We start from the raw sequence: 19,352 nt of genomic DNA on the forward strand, positions 1-19,352 counted from the left end.
AGCGCTACAAGCTGTTTTTGTTGAAAAAACCGGCCAGCAACAATCCAGTGGCGATCAGGACGACGAGGCTGCCTCCTCGGTATCCTCGGGCGCCTTGGTGTGCTTGATGAAAATCTGTGCTGCCCAGATACCCACTTCGTACAGCAGGCACATCGGAATGGCCAAAGCCAGCTGGGACACCACATCCGGGGGTGTGACCACCGCCGCGATGACGAAGGCGATCACGATGAAATAACCCCGAAAATTCTTGAGCTTTTCCACACTCACAATGTTCATGCGGGCCAGCACGACCACCGCAATCGGCACCTCAAACGACAGACCAAATGCCATGAACATGGTCAGCACGAAGCTGAGGTAAGCCTCGATGTCTGGTGCCGCCGTGATGCTTTTGGGTGCAAAGCCCTGAATGAAGCTGAACACCTGCCCAAACACGAAAAAATAGCAAAAAGCCACCCCGAAGAAAAAGAGCACGGTGCTCGACACCACCAGAGGCAACACCAGTTTTTTCTCGTGGGAATAGAGACCAGGCGCGATAAAAGCCCACAGTTGCCACAGCACGAAGGGCAAGGCCAGCAAAAACGCCGACATGAGCAATATTTTCAGCGGCACCATGAACGGCGATATAACCGACGTCGCGATCAGGGTGGCCCCTTTGGGCAGATGCGCCACCAGCGGTGCCGCCAGAAAGTCGTAGAGCTCGCCCGGGCCGGGAAAGAAAAATAGCAGCGCAGCCGCCACACCGATGGCGATCATGGCCTTGACCAGGCGGTCGCGCAGCTCCATGAGGTGCTGCACAAACGGCTGCTCTGTGCCGGCCAGTTCGTCGTCTTTGGGGGTGGTTTCGGACATGTTGGAGTTTCGCGGGCGTCAGCAACGCCCCCGCTGCGCCGCAAGGCGCAGCATCAATGGAATTTCTGTGGCCGGTAGCGCGCAACGCGCGCCGCGCCCGACAGGGCCTTGGTACGCACGCCGCTGCGCGCCTTGTACCACTGGGGCATGGCGCCCTTTTTCAGGCGCCAGTTCTTGCCCGGATGCCTGTAGGCCGGCACCACGGCATATGAATCCTGCAGGTCGCCAGAGGCAGTGCCGGTGGCCTGCGCCAAGTCTTTTTCGAATTCGCTGGCGCTGGTCTGGATGGATTGCTCCACATCGCGCGCCGCGTTTTCGACCGTGTCCTTCATCTTCTTGAGCTCGTCGAGCTCCATGGACCGGTTCACCTCGGACTTCACATCCGCCACATAGCGCTGCGCCTTGCCCAGCAAGGCGCCCACCGTGCGGGCAACGCGGGGCAGCTTCTCGGGCCCGATGACAATGAGTGCCACCACGCCGATCAGCGCCATCTTGGACAGGCCAATATCAATCATGGAAGCGCCAGCGCCCGAGTTCAGCTCTTTTGCTTGGCTTCAACATCGATGGTGGTCTTGTCGGCGGCGGCCTGGTTGGCCACCTGACCAGCAGGGGGAGTGGCAGCGTTGGTGTCGGGCGAGGAGCCGTCCTTCATGCCGTCCTTGAAGCCCTTGACTGCGCCCCCCAGGTCGGAACCCATGTTCTTGAGTTTCTTGGTGCCGAACACCATCACGACGATCAGCAGCACGATCAGCCAGTGCCAGATAGAAAAAGAGCCCATGGAATATCTCCTAACGAATTGGAATCATTTTAGACGGGGGCTGTGACAGGCGTTCAAAGTCCCTTCACCGCCGCCAGTGACAAGCGCGTTCAGCCCTTCAGCCAGGGACGGGGACCGCCGATCACATGCATATGCAGATGGTGGATTTCCTGCCCGCCTTCAAGCCCCGTGTTCACCACCATGCGATAGCCGCCCTCCGGATAAGGGTTGCAGCCCTGCTCCAGCGCCAGGCGCGGCGCCAGGGCCATCATGCGGCCCAGCAGGCCTGCATGCTCGGGCGCCACCTGGGCCATGGAGGGAATATGCAGCTTGGGCACCATCAAAAAATGCACAGGCGCCCAGGGGTGGATGTCATGGAAAGCGAAGATTTCCTCGTCTTCATAGACCTTCTTCGAAGGAATCTGGCCTGCGATGATTTTGCAGAAAAGGCAGTTCGGATCGTGCATGGTAAAAAAAGGCTTGCTCAGCGCGCAATGGTGCACTGACAGCTACACATTGTCGGCGATGTTAAGGGTGGGTCGCACACCAACGTCCTGGTGGTGCGCTTTGAGCCAGTCCAGGCCCGCCGCGCGCCCCAGCTCGAACAGCTTGCGCACAAAGGACATGTCCGCGCGCGACTTGCTGTCCGCACCAAAGGGGGCCAGCGCCGCGCCGCCGTCAATGCGGTGCATGCGCACGTTCTTGTAGCGGCGCGCGTCCAGCTTGCCCTCGGCCAGCAGGCGCCGAACAAACTCGATGGCGCGCAATTCGGCCAGCAGGCTGGCATTGAAGGTGACCTCATTCATGCGCTCGATGATTTCGGGCGCCGTGTCGGGCAGCGCATGGTGCTCGGTGGGGTTGATCTGCACCAACAGGATGTCGGAGGTTTCGGTCTGATAGAGCAGCGGATGCAGCGCAGGATTGCCGGAATAGCCGCCATCCCAATACCGCTCTCCCTCGATTTCCACCGCCTTGAACAGCAGCGGCAGGCAGGCCGACGCCATTACCGCATCGGCACTGAGCCGTGCGCCCGAGAATATTTCGCCGCGCCCGGTGCGCACATTGGTGGCGCACACAAAGACCTTGGGGCCCGAGGCGCCTTTGGCGGCACACAGCAGGTCGAAATCCACCTCCCGCTCCAACAGCCGACGCAGCGGATTGATGTCCAGTGGATTGGTCTGGTAGGGCGAGAACCACCGGTTCATCATGCCCAGCAGCGGATGGGCGGCCGCCAGCGGCGTGCCCCACATCAGGCTGCCCAGCGTTCCCACGCCTTCCCACAGCCGGGTCAGCCCGGCGCGTGCCAGCTCGCAGCCGGCGGCGTGGGCTTCTTTCGGGTTTTTGTGCTGCTGCGCTGCCTGCGCAAAACCATGCGCCACCACCACAGCATTCATGGCCCCGGCGCTGGTGCCGCTGATGCCGTCAATCAACAGGCGCCCGTCTTCCAGCAGCGCATCCAGCACGCCCCAAGTCAGCGCGCCATGCGATCCGCCGCCCTGCAGCGCCAGGTTGATGGGGGCCAGCGTGTCACCCTCAGGCATCGATGGCCTGGCTCTTGTTCATGGTGACCATGCCGCGCACGATGCGGTACAGGAACCAGATGGAGATCAGCCCCCAGGCCACCCAGCCGGGGAAGAAGAACAGCAGCCACAGCGGCGCCGTAATGATGTACAGCACGCCTGCCCAGATCACGGTGCGGATGCGCCACGAAAAGTGGCTGGCCTGCCAGGTGCCCGCGCCTTCGCCCTGCTTCACCAGGTCGATGACCAGCGCGATGATGAGCAGCGCAGCGCCCGGTTGCGCACCCGGAATGACCGCGCCCACCGCCACTATGAGGTGCAGCACATAGCTGACCCAGCCCCAGGCTTTCAGGCCCTCGGCCTTTTCGTCGTTGGTCTGCACATCGATGATGTCGTTCATGGGGATTCTTCCTGGGCAGCACGCGCAACGGCCTTGCGCAAGGCTTTTTCCTCGATGCCGCTGGTGCCTTCACGGCGTTCGAGTTCGGCCAGCACCTGGGCGGGCGTGAGGCCATAGTGGGCCAGCGCGATCATGGTGTGAAACCACAGGTCGGCCACCTCGTACACAATTTTGGCCTTGTCGGCCCCATGGTCCACATCCTTGGCGGCCATGACGACCTCGGTGGCTTCTTCGCCGATCTTCTTGAGGAAGGCATCGGGCCCCTTGTGCAGCAGGCGCGCCACATAGCTCTTGTCGGGGTCACCTCCGTGCGCGGGCTTGCGGCTTTCAATGACGGCGGCAAGGCGCGCCAATGCATCCTGCGAGGATGGTGCCTGGGAATCGTTGGAACTCATGGTCTTATTTGTAGATGGATTCGGGGTCTTTCAAGACCGGGTCGACCGCCTGCCAGGCGCCGTCCTTGAGCACGCTGAAAAAACAGCTGTGCCGGCCCGTGTGGCAGGCAATGCCGGGCTCGTGGCCCAGCTGCGTGACCTTGAGGAGCACCACGTCGTTGTCGCAATCGAGGCGAATCTCGTGCACCGTCTGCACATGGCCCGATTCCTCGCCCTTGAACCACAGCTTTTTGCGTGAGCGGCTGAAATACACGGCGCGGCCCAGGTCTGCCGTTTTTTGCAGCGCCTCGCGGTTCATCCACGCAAACATCAGCACGTCGCCCGTGCCCTGCTCTTGCGCAATCACGGGCACCAGGCCCTGCGCATCCCATTTCACTTCGTTAAGCCAGTTCATGGAGGGATTCTCGGTGATTTGGGTGGCGGCGCAGGGCCCCGCCCTGGACATTTGAAGCCTTTTACCGCTCCAGCGCTTACGCATAAAGCGCCAATAGCTATCGAATAATGAGCAATTGACGGTTACAACCGCACCGGAATTCCGCGCTCGGCCATGTGCTGCTTGGCCTGCCCCACCGTGAACTCGCCGTAGTGAAAGATGCTGGCGGCCAGCACGGCATCGGCGCCGCCGATCTGGATGCCGTCGGCCAGATGGTCGAGGTTGCCCACGCCGCCCGAGGCGATCACGGGCACGCTCACGGCGTCACTCACGGCGCGCGTGAGGGCCAGGTCGAAGCCCGCCTTGGTGCCATCGCGGTCCATGCTGGTCAACAAAATTTCGCCCGCGCCACGGCGCGCCATCTCGGTCGCCCATGCCACGGCATCGAGGCCGGTGTTCTTGCGCCCGCCATGGCTGTACACATCCCAGCCGGGGCCCACGGCCCGGCCATCGGCCCCTGTGCGCCGCGCATCCTCTTCGGAGCGGCGTTTGGCATCGATGGCCACCACGATGCACTGGGCTCCGTATTTGGCGGATGCAGCGCTGATCACATCGGGGTTGGCAATGGCTGCCGAGTTGAAGCTGGTCTTGTCGGCCCCCGCATTGAGCAGGCGGCGCACGTCTTCCACGGTGCGCACACCGCCACCCACGGTGAGCGGAATGAACACCTGGCTGGCCACGGCCTCGATGATGTGCAGGATCAGGTCGCGCCCGTCACTGGTGGCGGTGATGTCCAGAAACGTGAGCTCGTCGGCGCCCTGCGCGTTGTAGCGTGCGGCAATTTCGACCGGGTCGCCCGCGTCGCGCAATTCAACAAAATTGACGCCTTTGACGACCCGACCGCCGGTGACGTCAAGGCAGGGGATGATGCGTTTGGCAAGCATGCGCAGGGTGTGTGGCTGTTGAGAACAAGGCCCGCAAGATACCATGCGGACGCCCCAGCGGCAGGAGAAGGCTCTCTTTTGCTATTCAAATATGAGCTTATAGCGCTTGCCATCAATGGTTTTCAGCATTACTTACGAATGAAAACCATATTGCACAAGCGCACCAAGCTATCAATAAAAGAGCATCATCCCAGCTTGCGCGCCTCGCCGTCCTGCCAGCGCCATGCGTCCTGGCACATGCGCTCCACACCGTGCTGCGCGCGCCAGCCCAGCAACTGTTGCGCCAGGGCGGGATCGGCCCAGCACTGGGCCACGTCGCCCGGGCGGCGGGCCACCAGCTGGTAGGGCACAGCACGGCCACTGGCCTGCTCGAAGGCCCGCACCATCTCCAGCACCGAAACCGGCCGTCCCGTGCCCAGGTTCACCGTCAGCAGACCCGGGTGCTTGTTGAGATAACGCAACGCGGCCACATGGCCATCGGCCAGGTCGCACACATGGATGTAGTCGCGCACGCCAGTGCCGTCGGGCGTGGGGTAGTCGTTGCCATAGACGCTCAAGGCGGCGCGCTGCCCCGCCGCCACCTGCGCCACATAGGGAAGCAGGTTGCCCGGCTCACCCTGAGGGTCCTCGCCAATGAGCCCGCTCTCGTGTGCGCCCACGGGGTTGAAATAGCGCAACCGCGCAATGCGCCACTGCCCCGGCTCAGCCGCATCCACATCGGCCAGCACCTGCTCCATCATGAGCTTGGTCCAGCCGTAGGGGTTGGTGGCAGACAGCGGGAAGTCCTCGCGAATCGGCACGGTGGCAGGCTCGCCATACACCGTGGCCGACGAAGAAAACACCAGCGTGCGCACACCCGCCACCTGCATCGCACGCAGCAATGCCACCGTACCCGCCACATTGTTGTCGTAATAACGCAACGGCTCGCGCACCGACTCGCCCACGGCCTTGAGCGCGGCAAAGTGGATCACGCCGTCAATGGGGTGCTGCGCGAACACCCGCGCCAGCAAATCTGCATCGCGCACATCACCCTCGACAAAAAGAGGCTGCACGCCCGTGATGCGCCCAAGCCGCTCCAGCACCGAGCGGCGGCTGTTGCCAAAGTTGTCCAGAATCAGATGGGGAATACCGGCCTGGGCCAGCGCCACGCAGGTGTGCGAACCGATGAAGCCGGCTCCGCCTGTGACAAGAATCAAGTTATTACTCCTTCACGCCGGGGACGGAAAACTCCAGCCCTCAGTTACAGATCTCTCTTGCAAAAAATATTATCTATGACCAAACGTATTTCGATATATTGATCCAATTCTTTCACTCTTAGAATTTGCGCTCACGTTCGGATACCTTTTCGCGTTGCGAAGGATGCGCCTGGTGGCCGCTGCCGGCAAGAGATTCCATTCAAGACTGCGGCCACAGGCCACAACCCATTCAGTTCCGCAGCCCAGGCACACCCGTTCTACCGCCATGCTCACTCTTCCAATGGTTTTCGCGTCGAGCCGGTTGCACTGGCTTGTTTACGGCCTGCTGGCCTGCCTGCTGATGATGCCGCAGGCGGCGCAGGCGGCGGCGCCCGCCGTGGCGTTGTATTACGGTCGCACCATCCCACTGGAAGAATTCAGAACCTTCGATATTGTCGTGGTCGAGCCTGACCACGGCCATGATCCCGTGCGATACCAGGCCAGCGGCAGCACACTTTATGCCTACGTATCGGTCGCAGAGGCCCACCCCTCGCGGGCCTACTACGCAAACATCCCGCCATCATGGAAGATGGCCCGCAATGGCCAATGGAACTCGGATGTTCTTGACCAGACGCCCGAGGCTTGGCCCGATTTTTTTGCAACCCGCGTGGTAGGGCCTTTGTGGGAACGGGGCTACAAAGGTTTTTTCCTGGACACCCTCGACTCCTACCGCCTGGCGGAAAAGTTTGACGAAACAGCCCAGCAAGAAGGCCTGGTACGGGTTATTGAAACCCTGCACCGCAGATTTCCCGGTATCCGCCTGATCCTCAACCGGGGTTTTGAGATCGTCCCGCGTGTGCGGGACAAAATTGAAATGGTGGCGGCCGAATCGCTGTACCGGGGCTGGAACGCTGGCACCCAACGTTACGAGGAAGTCAAGACCGAGGACAGTGCATGGATCCTGAACCAGTTGCGCACCATTCAGGAGCGCGACCGACTGCCCGTTCTGGCCATTGACTATGCACCGCCGCACGACCGCGCCACAGCACGCGAGACGGCGCAGCGCATCGCAGCCCACGGGTTCATCCCCTGGGTCACCGACAGCCAGCTGCACACGTTGGGCGTGGGCAGCATCGAGGTGGTGCCCAGGCGCATTCTGGTGGTCTACAACGGTGCCGAGGCGGTTACCCTGAACTACACCAACGCGCACAGGTTCCTGCAGATGCCGCTGAACCACATGGGATATGCCGTGGACTATGTCGACACGCGCGAACCGCTGCCCGAAGGTGTGTACCGAGACCGCTACGCAGGCATTGCCACCTGGTTTTCAGGCTACGTTCCCTCGCAAAAAAGCAAGGCGCTGAGCCGCTGGCTGTTGGCGCGGGTTGCCGAGGGCATGCCCCTGACCGTCATGGACGACTTTGGTTATCAGCCCGACCGCGACTGGACCGCACAAATGGGCATTCAGGCAGCGAACGTGGAATCGCTAGGTGCACTACGCACCGTGCGTGAGCACCCCATGATGGGTTTCGAAACCCCCACGCCAGCACCCAGCCGCGACTACTCCCCCGTGCAACTGACGGGACACATGGGCGCAGGGGCCACACCCCTGGTGGAGTTGCAGGACGCGCGCGGCCAAGTTTTTGTCGGTGGCGCACTCATGCCCTGGGGAGGCTTTGCACTCAACCCTTTTCTCGTGGCCGAACTGCCCGGTACGGAGCAGCAACGCTGGGTAATAGATCCCTTTGCTTTTCTGACCCAGTCATTGCGCCTGGAGCCCCTACCCGTGCCAGACGTCACGACCGAAACTGGCCGACGCCTGCTGATGGTGCATGTGGATGGCGACGGCTTTCCCTCACGGGCCGAAATGGCTGGCAGCCCGTTTGCCGCCGAGGTTTTACTCAAGGAAGTGTTCGAGAAATACCGCATTCCCCAGACCATGTCGGTCATTGAGGCCGAAGTGGCACCGCATGGTCTTTTTCCAGAGAAAAGCGCGCAACTCGAAGAGATCGCCCAGCGCATGTTTCGGCTGCCGCACATCGAAATCGCCACCCACAGTTTCTCTCACCCGTTCCTGTGGGATCAGAGCAACAAGCATGGCATCTTTCTGGAAGAAACCCAGAAAGACTACCACCTCGATCTGCCCGGCTACACCTTCAACCTGGAGCGTGAAATCGTGGGCTCGTCGGATTACATTCGCCAGCGCCTCGCGCCAGCGGGCAAGCCGGTGCGCATCATGCTGTGGACGGGCGACACGGCCCCCAGCGCCGAAGCACTGGCTGTTGCCGAGCGCGCCGGGCTACTGAATATGAACGGCGGCGACACCTTCATTTCTCGCAGCCACCCCTCTCTCACAGCGGTGCGCAGCCCTGGCATTCACAAGGGCGGATACCTGCAGGTCTTTGCCCCCATCACCAACGAGAACATCTACACCAACCTCTGGCAGGGGCCTTTTTACGGTTTTGAGCGCGCCATTGAAACCTTTGAGATGACAGACAAGCCCCGGCGCATCAAGGCTGTCGATATTTACTACCACACCTACTCCGCCAGCAAGCGGGCGGGTCTGAATGCGCTGCACAAGGTCTATCGCTGGGCTCTGTCGCAGCCGCTTCACCCGGTGTTCACCTCGGAATACATCCGCAAGGTGCAGGATTTTTACGGCTACACGATCGCGCGCGACGGGAAAGGCTGGCGCGTGCGCGGCACGGGCGAGCTGCGCACCCTGCGGCTGCCCCCCCAATGGGGTGCCCCTGCTCTGGCGGAAAGCCAGAACGTGGCTGGCTACCACGCGGGCGTGGAGGGCACCTACCTGCACCTGGCCGGCGGCCAAGCCTGGTTCAAGACGCAAGACGCAGCCACCGCCCTGCCCCAGACCTACCTGCACGAAGCCAATGCTCGTGTTCAGGACTGGCGCAGCAGCACCGACGGCACACGCACCGAGTTCACACTCAAGGGGCATGTGCCGTTGCAATTCGGCGTGGCCATGGCATCCAGCAGATGCCAGGTCCGAGCCAACGGACGGACGCTTTCGCCCGCTCGCACGACCGCTCCCGCACGAGTCGATATCCAGACCTTCCAGCTGACCCATGCTTCCGCGCATATCCAGATCCTCTGCCCCGGCCGTTGAACGCCCCGTTCTCGCACCGCACTGGCTGACGATCCTGCTGGCCGGTATGGTTTGTGCCGCGCTGTGGCTGCTGTATCCGCGCCAAGACCTGGAGCGGCGCCTGGCCAGTGCCCAGGATGACTCTGCCTTGTCCACCACCTACCTGAACAACCTGCTGCGAAGTGATCCGGACAATCCGCAGTTGCGGCTGCTGCTGGCCCAGCGCCAGGCGGCGCAAGGCGAAGTGGAGCAGGTGCGCAAAACATTGCAACCCGCCACCGCCTCCGACAATCAACGGCTTCACCGCGAGGCCGTATTGACCCTCTGGGAAGCCACGTTCAACAGGTACCAGAAAACGCCCCCTCAGGACAAGGCCGCACGTGGCGCCTTGCACAAGGATCTGACACAACAACTCACCGCGCTGCTGCAGGAAGAATGGCCCCTGGCACAGCATCAGCAACTGATACGACAAGCCTTCTTGCTGGGAGCGCGCGCCGAAGGCATCACACTGCTGAGAGCGCTGGCTTTGCGCGAAAAGCAGCCAGGCAAGGCGGCAGCAATTTACGAAAGCGCCGCACGCGAAGCCCTCGCAACCTCGAACTATCAGCTCTGCGCCGAGCTTTACATACTGGCCCGTCGGTCGGCGCCCGATGCCCAAAGTGCCAAAAACTATTACCTGTCGGCGGTGGCAGCGATGCAATCCAGCGGGAGGGCCGAGGCAGCCCTGGAGCTGGCGGAGCGCGAGCTGGGCGACCTCCATGACGACCCCGAAACCCTGCGCGTGGTGGTGCAGCTGGCGCGTGCGGCCGGACGGCCGGACATCGCCGAGCGTTACATCAAACAACTCCTGCGCCTGGCGCTTATGCTGCAATGGCAGCAACAGAATGTGGCCGAGGCCGTGCAATCCATGCCGCTCGCACTGCAGCCCACCATGGCTCGGAACGCCAACCCGGCACCTTCGCCGCGCTACGAAGACCGCGCCTATCTCCTGGACCCGGCGCTACTGCGCACTCCTTCAAGTCCATATGTCGAGGGCAGCGCGCACTTCGTTCGCACCAACCAGAAACAGATGGCCGACACGAAGGCCGGCCCCGGCCTGCCGTTTGACGACAAAACCTACACCCTGGGATACAGCGTATTTCTGGAAAACAGGAATCTGGAGGACGCGTGGCTGGTAGCGCGGGCAGCCGTGCAGCAGGCCCCCCACAACATGGTCTGGCGTGAACGCATGGCCCAGGTCTCGGAATGGACTCTGCGCCTCGAAGTGGCGCTGGAACACTGGCTCGTGCTGGCGCGGCGCACCCAGAAAGATGCGGCCTGGCAGGCTGTTTTGCGCTTGGCACCAGGCCAGTTTGACGATGCCGCACTCCTTGAGGCCCTGCACTTTGAACTCAGGCGCAAGCCTGGAAAAGAAACCTTGATGATGGAGCTCGTAGCCGCATACGAGCGCGTTGGCACACCCCAGCCCGCCATTGATTACCTGCGCCAGCAGGCGCCAACGCCCCGCACACTCGAAATGCTGGCAGGCCTGGCCCAGCGGGCCGGCGACCTTGAAACCGCCCTCGCAAGCTGGCAACGGCTTTTCCAGGATCCCGCCCGTATCACCCCGGAACTGGCCATGCGTGCGGCCGTCCTGGCGCTGCTGCGTGGACAGGGCCAGCAAGGTCTTGCGTGGCTCGATGCCGCCCAGAGCAAGGTCACCCCCCAAACCGAAAATGCACCAGCCTTCTGGCGCCTCACCGCTCAGCTCGCGGACACACAGCAAAAGGACACCCTGGCAACGCTGGCCTACCGGAAGCTGCTGGACACGGAGGATGCGGACATCGGAGATTTTGACGCCCTGATCCGCATCCTTCAGACTGAACATCCGCTGGAAGCCGCTGCCATCGCCACCCTGGCATGGGATCGCTACGACGAGCCACGCCACCTGGTGCTGGCCCTCACGCTGTATGTCAATCGCAACCAATGGGCCGACGCCAGGCGCCTGGTGGGCCAACTCGACCCATCACCGCAGGCCAGCCGCCGCGCGCTGACGCGCCTGCGCAAGGAGCCCGAGTTCCTGAGACTGGTCGGCACCTATTACCAGAACACAGGTCAGCACCAACAGGCTCGCCAGTACTATGAGGCGGGGCTGAGGGCGGCGCCCCAATCGTCCGCCATGCGCCAGGCACTGTTGTGGCTGTTCATCGACAGCAACGACACCGTCGCCTTGCGCGATCAGCTGGCCCGGCACGAGCCTGAATGGAGCCAGGACGAGGAGGTGCACGACGCCCTTGCTTCTGCCCACCAGGCCCTCTCGCGGCCCACAGTGGCGCTGCAACGATACCTTCAGCCAAGGCTTGCATCGCACCAGACCGACCTGCTGTGGCTCATGAACTACGCCGATATCCTGGAGCAGAACCAGCATCCCGATCGCGCCTGGCGACTGCGCAGGCACTTGCTGTCCGCCGAGTGGCAAAAGGCCCGCCAGAGTGAACCCGGCCACCAGCTTGACCACGCACAGGCCCGCGCGCGCTGGCTCACCGAAGAAGGACTGGATGAAGTGCGGCGCCTGGCCCGCGCGCGCCTGCAACTCATGCAGCGCCCGGGCGATGCGGGACTGCAAACGCTGCGCGAACTGCTGCGACTGGATCGCGATGCACGCGGCGGGCTTTCCAATGCAGCCGCTGAAACGGCCATCGGCTGGCTGCAGGATGCGGGCGAATACACAGCGGAGCGCGGCTTCCTGTGGCATCAATATGCGCGCAGCCACAGCCTGCGCGCCAACCGTCCCTTGTGGGCCGATATCACCTTGGCGCTGGCCGAAAAGGACAAGGCCGCAACAGGGCAGTTGCTGGAAACCTTTGACGAGCGCCTGCCCCGCTATGACCGCATCAATGCAGCGACAACCGTGGGCGACGTCCGGCGGGCGCAGACCGCTGCCTTCGAAACCCAGGGCGACCAGCCCGACGACTCGTCCATCCACCTGCAGCTGACAGAGAACCTGCTGGCGTTCAGCGACCATGCCGGCGCCGAGGCGGCCTCACGGCAACTCGACGGTGTCAACGAACGCGAAACCAGTGCGCAATGGCATCTGGCACTCAATCCCCGGCTTTTCCTGGACCTCAAGCTCCAGAATATTGACCGGCGCGCCCCTGCCCCCCAAACCGTCTACAACCCCTCGCCAGAGAATGCGCTGCAGGCAGAGTTGCGCTGGCTGCACAACAACGGAAGCACCCTGGTGCGCCTCGCCCGACGAGAAAGCCTGACCGGCTACACCCCCTTGCAGCTCGAACAGGAACTGCGCCTGGATGACCGGCTGGCGTTGCGACTGGACCTGGGTACACAGTTGCCGACCCAGGAAAGCCTCGTTTTGCGCATGGGTGGCATGAAAAACCGCCTGGGTGCCAGCCTGCGCTACCAGCCCACAAGGCTCGACCAGTTCGTTATCGAGCACTGGCGCGACAAGTACCAGCTGCAGACTGGCGGCCACCTCGGCAGCGGCCGTAACACCTCCCTCAGCTACACCCATACCTACCGGCTGGATGCCCCCACGGTGGGCGTTGGCGCGTTCTGGTCAAGCCATGCCTACCGCCGCAACGATCCGGCGGGGCTGGCCGGCGCAGACCTTGCGTACATTCGCTACCTGCCGCCACAGGCCCTGCCGGCGGGGGCAGGCTACTTCCTGCCCGACAATTTCAACTTTTATGGCGTACAGCTGACCACCAACATGCGCTTTGAACGTGATTACACGCGGGCGATGCGCCCCTTTGCGGCTATTGCACGCACATGGCATAGCCAGCAAGGCCCTGGCTACAGCGTGCGTCTGGGGTTGGCTGGCAGCGTGCTGGGCACCGACCACCTGAGCCTGCTCTGGAGCGTGGGCAAGTCCGGAGCGCAGTCACCCGGCCTGACCCGCGAAATTCAGCTGATCTACCGCAACCATTACTGACCCCCCCCCTTCAAGGTACATCACCATGCGCCACACATCCCGCCCCTTGCCCCGACTAAAAACCCTGGCCTGCACCGCATTGCTGGCCCTGCTGGCGGCTTGCTCTACGGTTGATCGCGGCAAGCCACCCGCGCTGGAGAGCGCCGCCACCTGGGCGGTGCTCCCCTTTGCCAACCACACCGAGACACCCTTGGCGGGCAACCGCGCCGAGGCCATTGCCGAGGCCCTGCTGCACGCCCAGGGCGTGGGCCGGGTCAAGCGCTACCAGGGCAACACGCAGCAAGAAGCTCTGTTCGACGCGGGTTCGCCGCGACGGCTGGAGGAAGCACTGGCCTGGGCCCGCGAACAGAAGGTGCGTTACGCCGTCGTCGGTGCTGTGGATGAATGGCGCTACAAAGTGGGCGTGGATGGGGAGCCGGCTGCTGGCATCACCCTGCAAATCATTGACGTAGGTACGGGCGACACGCTCTGGAGCGGTGCGGGCGGCAAGAGCGGCTGGAGCCGGGAAGCCCTGTCCGCCGTGGGGCAGAAGCTCATTCGTGAGTTGCTTCAATCCGGACTTGCCGGCGCGCGCTGAAGAATCGCTCCCTTGCCATGCCCACTGCGACCACCAGGGATCAACCCAATGCCCCGGAACCCCAGCACCTGCCCAGAACGCCCAACAACGTAGGCTACACGGGGTCCCCACTGGGCAAGCTGACGGCTACCGGCGTTGCTCCATGGGTTGTGCTGCTCGAAATCTTGCTGATTCCGCTGGTCGCCCTGGCCATTGGCTTGCTTGTCAACCCGCAAGACCCTTTGTGGATTCATTCGGAATTCCATTGGACATGGCTTGCACCGGTACTTGTGGCGCTGCGTTATGGTCCATTGGCCGGGCTGAGCGCGGCCGGTGTGCTGCTGGCGAGCTGGCTGGCCTTGAACCGTGGGCATTTCGACCAGTTTCCCCAAGTTTTTTTTCTGGGCGGCCTGATCATCGTGATGCTGGTGGGCGAGTTCTCCAGCCTGTGGAGGGCCCGAACCCGGCGCGCTGAGACAGTGCAGCATTACTTGAACCAGCGCATGGAGCACCTGATTCGCCAGTATTACGTGCTGCGACTGTCCCATGACCGGCTGGAACAGGAGCTGATAGGGCGCCCCATGTCGATGCGCGACGCACTCAAAACCCTGCGCGGGCTGGGCAGCATGCAAGCCGACGCACAAACCCTGCTACGCCTTCTGGCGCAATATTGCCAAATCAGTGCTGCGGCGCTGTATCACTTGGAAAACCAGCAACTTGCAGCCGAACCCCTGGCCCGCATCGGATCTCCCATCGCCCTGCACGGTGAAGACCCGCTGGTACGCCAGGCCCTGGAGACGGGAAAACTCTGCCACGTTGCCCAAGTGACTGCGGAGCAACAAACCAGCCGCTATCTTGTAGCAGCCCCCTTGCTAGACTTGGGCGGCGATATCTACGGCATATTGCTGGTCGATGAGATGCCATTTTTCTCGGTACAAGAAGAGAACCTGCAGACCATCAACCTGCTGCTGGGCTACTACACCGACGGACTGTCCACCCAGGCACTGGCCCAGCCACTGCAGCAGGCTCTCCCCGCATGCCCATCAGAGTTTGCATTTGAGACGCATCGCCTGTGGCGCATGCACCAAAAAGCTGGCGTGCCCAGCATCATCGTGGCACTGGAGTTCACCCCCTCTGCCGTTGAGCGCGACATGCCGCAACAACTGTTGCGCCAGCGGCGGCTGATGGATGAAACCTGGCTGATTCAAGGCCCCGGCCGCCAGGTGCTGGCCGTGCTGATGCCACTGGGCGATGCGTCCACTGCAGAGGGCTTTCTGGCCCGGCTGGAGCGCTGGATCCACCAGAAGGAGGGCATTTCACTCGCCGACGCCGGCGTTTTCCCGCACCAGCTGCCACTGGGCACTACTCCGCCTCTGGCCACGTTGCAGCGCCTGCACGGAATCGCGCATGCTTAGCACCAAACTCGGCCTGTCGGCCGTGTTGATGGAACTGGCCGCCTGGAGCGGCCCCGTGCTGTTTAACAGCCATTCTGACGCTGCCCTGATCAGCTATCTGATTGCCCATGCCATTGCCAGCACATTGCTGGCCCTGTTGATTCTGCCGCTCCTGCGCGGAGAGCAGGCGCGCCCACGAACGCCCATCCTCGCGTTTTTAGCGCTGTGCAGCTACACCGTGCCGATTGCGGGTTTCCTGGGCGTCTTTGCGGGATTACTGGTACTGCGTTACTACCGTTCCCCCGCCACGCACAGCCATTTTGACTCGCTGCAACTGCCTGAATTCGATCAACATCAGCGCGTCAAAGGGGGGTTCCGCCAGACAGGGCTACGGTCGTTTCTGGGCAACACGGAGGTCCCCATGGACTCCCGCATGCGTGCCATGGTGTCCTTGCAGCACGTTTCGGGCCGGGTGGCATCTCCCTTGTTGCGCAATGTTTTGAACGACACCAGCGAAGACCTGCGTCTGCTGGCCTACGGCATGCTGGACACACTGGAGCAACGCATCAGCCGATCGGTAGACCATGAACTCCAGGCTTGGCGGGTTGCACTGGCCACCGAGGGACAGGAACACCCGGGGCCGCTGACCCTGAAAGCCGCACAAAACCTGTCCGACCTCTACTGGGAATTCATCTACCAAGGCCTGGCCCAGGGGGACCTGCGTGAATACGTCAGCCAGGAATCTCTGCGCTATTGCGAAATTGCATTGGCGCTCCAGCCCGACAACGCCCAACTTTGTCTGCGCCGAGGCCTGCTTTTGCACGCTCTCGGACGCCTGGAAGAAGCCGCAGAAGCCTACGAAAAGGCGCATTCGCTGGGACTGCCCGCTACGCGCGTATTACCCTACCAGGCCGAGCTGAGTTTTGAGCAGCGGGACTTCGCCCGCACACGTGAAATCATGCAGCGGCTGGACCAGTGGAGCGCACTGCCACGGCTGCGCCCTGTCATCGACTACTGGAGCGCGCGATGACGTCCGGCACCCCACACCCCAAGGCCCGGGAGGCAGACATTGCACTGCTCCTGGAGGGAACCTTCCCCTATGTCAGCGGCGGCGTTTCCAGCTGGATCAATCAGATTGTCCGAGCCTACCCCGAGTACCGCTACGCCATCGTTTTTCTTGGAAGCCGCCGCTCTGACTACAACGGCTTCAAATACGAACTGCCTGCCAATGTGGTGCACTTCGAGGAGCACTTCCTCTACGACGATCTTTCTGCGCGAGGACTGCCCGTCGCGCGGCGCGGAAACGAGTTCGCGTTTGCCATGGCGACTTCCCTGGTGGAATGCCTGCGCCACGGCGAGGCCGACACTGCCCAGACCTTGAAAACGCTGCGCAGCCTCACCCGCGAAATGATGCCGGGCGGGAAGCTGCAAATCGACGATTTTCTTTACAGCGAGCGTTCATGGGAACTGATGTGCGACACCTACCGGCGCTATTGCACCGATCCATCGTTCGTAGACTATTTCTGGACCGTGCGCATCATGTTTCAGCCCCTGTGGATGCTGGCAAAAGTGGCGCAGCAGCTGCTGCCGGTCCGCGTTTTGCACAGCGCCTCGACAGGTTATGCAGGCTTTCTGGGCGCGCTGCTGCACGAGGCCCGCGGACTGCCCATGGCACTGTCGGAGCATGGCATCTACACCAAAGAGCGCCAGATCGATCTGCTCAAAAGTGAATGGATCCGGGACAACCGCAACGTATTCCAGCGCGACCCGACAGAGTTGTCCTACTTCCGGCAGATGTGGATACGCTTCTTTGAGTGGATGGGGCGCTACTGCTATGACGCCGCCGACCCCATCATTGCGCTGTACGAAACCAACCGCCTGCGCCAGATCCATGATGGTGCCGAGGCTTCGCGCACCTTCAACATCCCCAACGGAATCAACCTTGCCCGCTTTGCACCGCTGCGCCAATTGCGCCCCGCGACGCCCCCGCCCGTGCTGTGCCTGATCGGCCGCGTGGTGCCCATCAAGGACATCAAGACCTTTATTCGCGCCATGCGCCGCGTGGTCAACCAGATGCCCGCCGCCGAGGGCTGGATCGCAGGCCCCGCCGAAGAAGACCCGCAGTATGCACAGGAATGTCAGAACCTGGTCCAAAGCCTGGGCCTGCAGGAGCATGTGAAATTTCTGGGATTTCAGCGCGTGGAAAACCTCATGCCCCAAATCGGCCTGGTGGTGCTTTCATCCATCAGCGAAGCATTGCCCCTGGTGATTCTGGAGGGCTACGCAGCCGGTGTGCCAACGGTCTCCACCGACGTGGGTTCCTGCCGCCAACTGATCGAAGGGCTGGGCGATGACGACCGTGCACTCGGCAACAGTGGTGCCGTGGTCCCTATCGCAGATCCGCAGGCCCTGGCCGACGCCTCCATCGCGCTGCTGTCGGACACCACCGCCTGGAACAGCGCCAGCGCCGCCGCCATGGCCCGCGTGGAACGTTACTACACCGACACCATGATGTTCGACCGTTATCGCAGCGTGTACGACAAAGCCCTCCAGGGCCAGAAAGAGCCCGTCTGATGGCAGGCATTGGTTTCGAACTGCGCCGCCTACTGCGCAAAAACACGCTGGTGGGGCTCATCGAGGCTTACGCCTATGCGGGCGTGATCGGCTCCGGGCCGTGGGTTTTCTCCATCGTCGGCATCCTGCTGGTGGGCATTTTCAGCGCCAGCGTGGTGGTGCCGTCCTATCTGGTTACGCAGTTCCAGACCTCGGTGACCTACCTCGTGGCCGGCAGCCTGATCCTCACGGGGTTCGTGCAACTGGCGTTTACACGTTTCGTCTCTGACCGACTGTTTGAAAAACGCAAGGACCTCATCCTGCCCAACCTGCACGGACTGCTGCTGGTGGTGGTGGCTGTCGCAAGCGTGCTCGGCACGCTTGCGCTTTTTTTGCTGCTGCCAGGACAAGCGCTGGTGTACCGCCTGTTGATGCTGGCGGGATTCACGGTGATGTGCGGCGTCTGGATACTGACCATCTTGTTGTCCGGCATGAAGCGCTACAAAGCCATCACGGTGCTATTCGGCAGCGCCTACGTCATCATCGTGGCTGCCTCCCTGCTCATGCGCCCCTGGGGTCTGGCCGGACTGCTCGGCGGCTTCGTGCTGGGCAACCTGGTGCTGCTCATGGGCATGTGGCTGCTCATCGTGCGCGAATTCAATCCCCAAGGCCGCCTGATCGCTTTTGACTTCGCGCAGCGCAGCATGCTCTATCCCTCCCTCATCGCCGTAGGCTTTCTCTACAACTTAGGCATCTGGGTGGACAAGTTCATGTTCTGGTACTTTGCACCCACCTCGGAGGCCATCATCGGTGGACTGCGCGCCTCGCTGATCTACGACCTGCCGGTCTTTCTTTCCTACCTGTCCATCATTCCCGGCATGGCCGTTTTTCTGGTCCGCATCGAGACCGATTTCGTCGAGTTCTATGACAAGTTCTACGACGCTGTGCGCAGCGGCGGATCGCTGGAATACATCGAGTCCATGCGCGACGAAATGGTGTATTCAACCCAGCAAGGCCTGGGCGAGATCGCCAAGATACAGACCCTTGCGGTACTTGTGACGCTCGTCGCTGGCCCGTCGCTGCTCAACGCGCTGGGCATCTCCCAGCTGTATCTGCCCCTGCTCCAGGTGCAGGTCGTCGGCGCCGGCCTGCAGGTGGGTCTGATGGCCATCCTGAACGTCTTCTTCTATCTGGATCAGCGCCGCATTGTGCTGATCCTTTGCGTGCAGGCGGTGTTGCTGAACATTGTCCTGACCGCATTCACACAGTATTTCGGGGCTGCGCTCTACGGCTATGGCTTCGCGCTGGCCATGCTGATCACGCTGTGCACCGGCCTGGCATTGCTCACACGCCAGTTCAACCGGCTCGAATACGAAACCTTCATGCTTCAATAGGCTGC

At 62.2% G+C, this 19,352-nt stretch carries 17 protein-coding genes; 7 read left to right on the plus strand and 10 right to left on the minus strand.

Features of this window, described 5'->3' with window-relative positions:
• Positions 1-54 precede the first annotated feature (54 nt).
• From tatC to galE, 10 genes are all read right to left on the minus strand, one after another.
• Positions 55-849 (minus strand): twin-arginine translocase subunit TatC, encoded by a 795-nt coding sequence (tatC, locus tag DTW89_RS01955; protein ID WP_114654696.1) that lies wholly within the window; start codon positions 847-849, stop codon positions 55-57.
• Positions 850-902: 53 nt separating this feature from the next.
• A complete protein-coding gene (gene tatB, locus DTW89_RS01960) occupies positions 903-1,364 on the minus strand; it encodes a Sec-independent protein translocase protein TatB (protein ID WP_114654697.1) in 462 nt (153 codons plus the stop codon).
• Between the two features lie 20 nt (positions 1,365-1,384).
• Positions 1,385-1,627, minus strand: coding sequence for a Sec-independent protein translocase subunit TatA (gene tatA / locus DTW89_RS01965; RefSeq protein WP_086913273.1), 243 nt, complete (start codon positions 1,625-1,627; stop codon positions 1,385-1,387).
• Between the two features lie 89 nt (positions 1,628-1,716).
• Positions 1,717-2,073, minus strand: coding sequence for a histidine triad nucleotide-binding protein (locus DTW89_RS01970; protein WP_114654698.1), 357 nt, complete (start codon positions 2,071-2,073; stop codon positions 1,717-1,719).
• A 42-nt stretch (positions 2,074-2,115) separates the two neighbouring features.
• The gene (locus DTW89_RS01975) at positions 2,116-3,147 is read right to left on the minus strand and encodes a patatin-like phospholipase family protein (RefSeq protein ID WP_114654699.1); all 1,032 of its coding nucleotides are present in this window, start codon (positions 3,145-3,147) and stop codon (positions 2,116-2,118) included.
• Positions 3,140-3,526 carry a DUF4870 family protein gene (locus DTW89_RS01980; RefSeq protein WP_114654700.1) on the minus strand — a complete coding sequence of 129 codons (387 nt, stop codon included), beginning with the start codon at positions 3,524-3,526 and terminating at the stop codon, positions 3,140-3,142. Before DTW89_RS01980 ends, DTW89_RS01975 begins: the two co-directional genes overlap by 8 nt.
• The gene (locus DTW89_RS01985) at positions 3,523-3,921 is read right to left on the minus strand and encodes a phosphoribosyl-ATP diphosphatase (RefSeq protein ID WP_114654701.1); all 399 of its coding nucleotides are present in this window, start codon (positions 3,919-3,921) and stop codon (positions 3,523-3,525) included. The genes DTW89_RS01980 and DTW89_RS01985 overlap by 4 nt, the downstream gene beginning before the upstream one ends.
• Positions 3,922-3,925: 4 nt before the next feature.
• Positions 3,926-4,315 carry a phosphoribosyl-AMP cyclohydrolase gene (gene hisI / locus DTW89_RS01990; RefSeq protein ID WP_114654741.1) on the minus strand — a complete coding sequence of 130 codons (390 nt, stop codon included), beginning with the start codon at positions 4,313-4,315 and terminating at the stop codon, positions 3,926-3,928.
• A gap of 122 nt (positions 4,316-4,437) precedes the next feature.
• Complete coding sequence (gene hisF / locus DTW89_RS01995; protein WP_094098607.1) at positions 4,438-5,238, minus strand: imidazole glycerol phosphate synthase subunit HisF; 801 nt, start codon at positions 5,236-5,238, stop codon at positions 4,438-4,440.
• 185 nt (positions 5,239-5,423) lie between these two features.
• Complete coding sequence (gene galE / locus DTW89_RS02000) at positions 5,424-6,434, minus strand: UDP-glucose 4-epimerase GalE (protein ID WP_114654702.1); 1,011 nt, start codon at positions 6,432-6,434, stop codon at positions 5,424-5,426.
• 265 nt (positions 6,435-6,699) lie between these two features.
• Here galE and DTW89_RS02005 point away from each other — a divergent pair, with 265 nt between their 5' ends.
• Genes DTW89_RS02005 through pelG form a run of 7 tightly spaced genes read left to right on the plus strand, consistent with a single transcriptional unit; the run spans position 6,700 to position 19,347 of the window.
• Positions 6,700-9,540, plus strand: a complete 2,841-nt coding sequence (locus tag DTW89_RS02005) for a bifunctional glycoside hydrolase 114/ polysaccharide deacetylase family protein (protein ID WP_236636995.1) — start codon at positions 6,700-6,702, stop codon at positions 9,538-9,540.
• Positions 9,500-13,450, plus strand: a complete 3,951-nt coding sequence (locus DTW89_RS02010) for a tetratricopeptide repeat protein (RefSeq protein WP_236636996.1) — start codon at positions 9,500-9,502, stop codon at positions 13,448-13,450. The genes DTW89_RS02005 and DTW89_RS02010 overlap by 41 nt, the downstream gene beginning before the upstream one ends.
• A 25-nt stretch (positions 13,451-13,475) precedes the next feature.
• Entirely contained in the window at positions 13,476-14,027 is a 552-nt protein-coding gene (locus DTW89_RS02015; RefSeq protein WP_114654705.1) for a penicillin-binding protein activator LpoB, read from the plus strand.
• A 17-nt stretch (positions 14,028-14,044) separates the two neighbouring features.
• Complete coding sequence (locus DTW89_RS02020) at positions 14,045-15,421, plus strand: PelD GGDEF domain-containing protein (protein WP_114654706.1); 1,377 nt, start codon at positions 14,045-14,047, stop codon at positions 15,419-15,421.
• On the plus strand, positions 15,414-16,430 hold the full coding sequence (locus DTW89_RS02025; protein ID WP_114654707.1) for a hypothetical protein: 1,017 nt from the start codon (positions 15,414-15,416) through the stop codon (positions 16,428-16,430). Before DTW89_RS02020 ends, DTW89_RS02025 begins: the two co-directional genes overlap by 8 nt.
• Entirely contained in the window at positions 16,427-17,974 is a 1,548-nt protein-coding gene (pelF, locus tag DTW89_RS02030; protein WP_114654708.1) for a GT4 family glycosyltransferase PelF, read from the plus strand. Before DTW89_RS02025 ends, pelF begins: the two co-directional genes overlap by 4 nt.
• Positions 17,974-19,347: an exopolysaccharide Pel transporter PelG gene (gene pelG, locus DTW89_RS02035; RefSeq protein ID WP_114654709.1), complete on the plus strand. Its 1,374-nt coding sequence runs from the start codon at positions 17,974-17,976 to the stop codon at positions 19,345-19,347. The genes pelF and pelG overlap by 1 nt, the downstream gene beginning before the upstream one ends.
• The last annotated feature ends 5 nt before the right edge of the window (positions 19,348-19,352 follow it).

Origin of the sequence: Acidovorax sp. BoFeN1 (genome assembly GCF_003345135.1) — a bacterium.
Classification (GTDB): domain Bacteria; phylum Pseudomonadota; class Gammaproteobacteria; order Burkholderiales; family Burkholderiaceae_C; genus Acidovorax; species Acidovorax defluvii.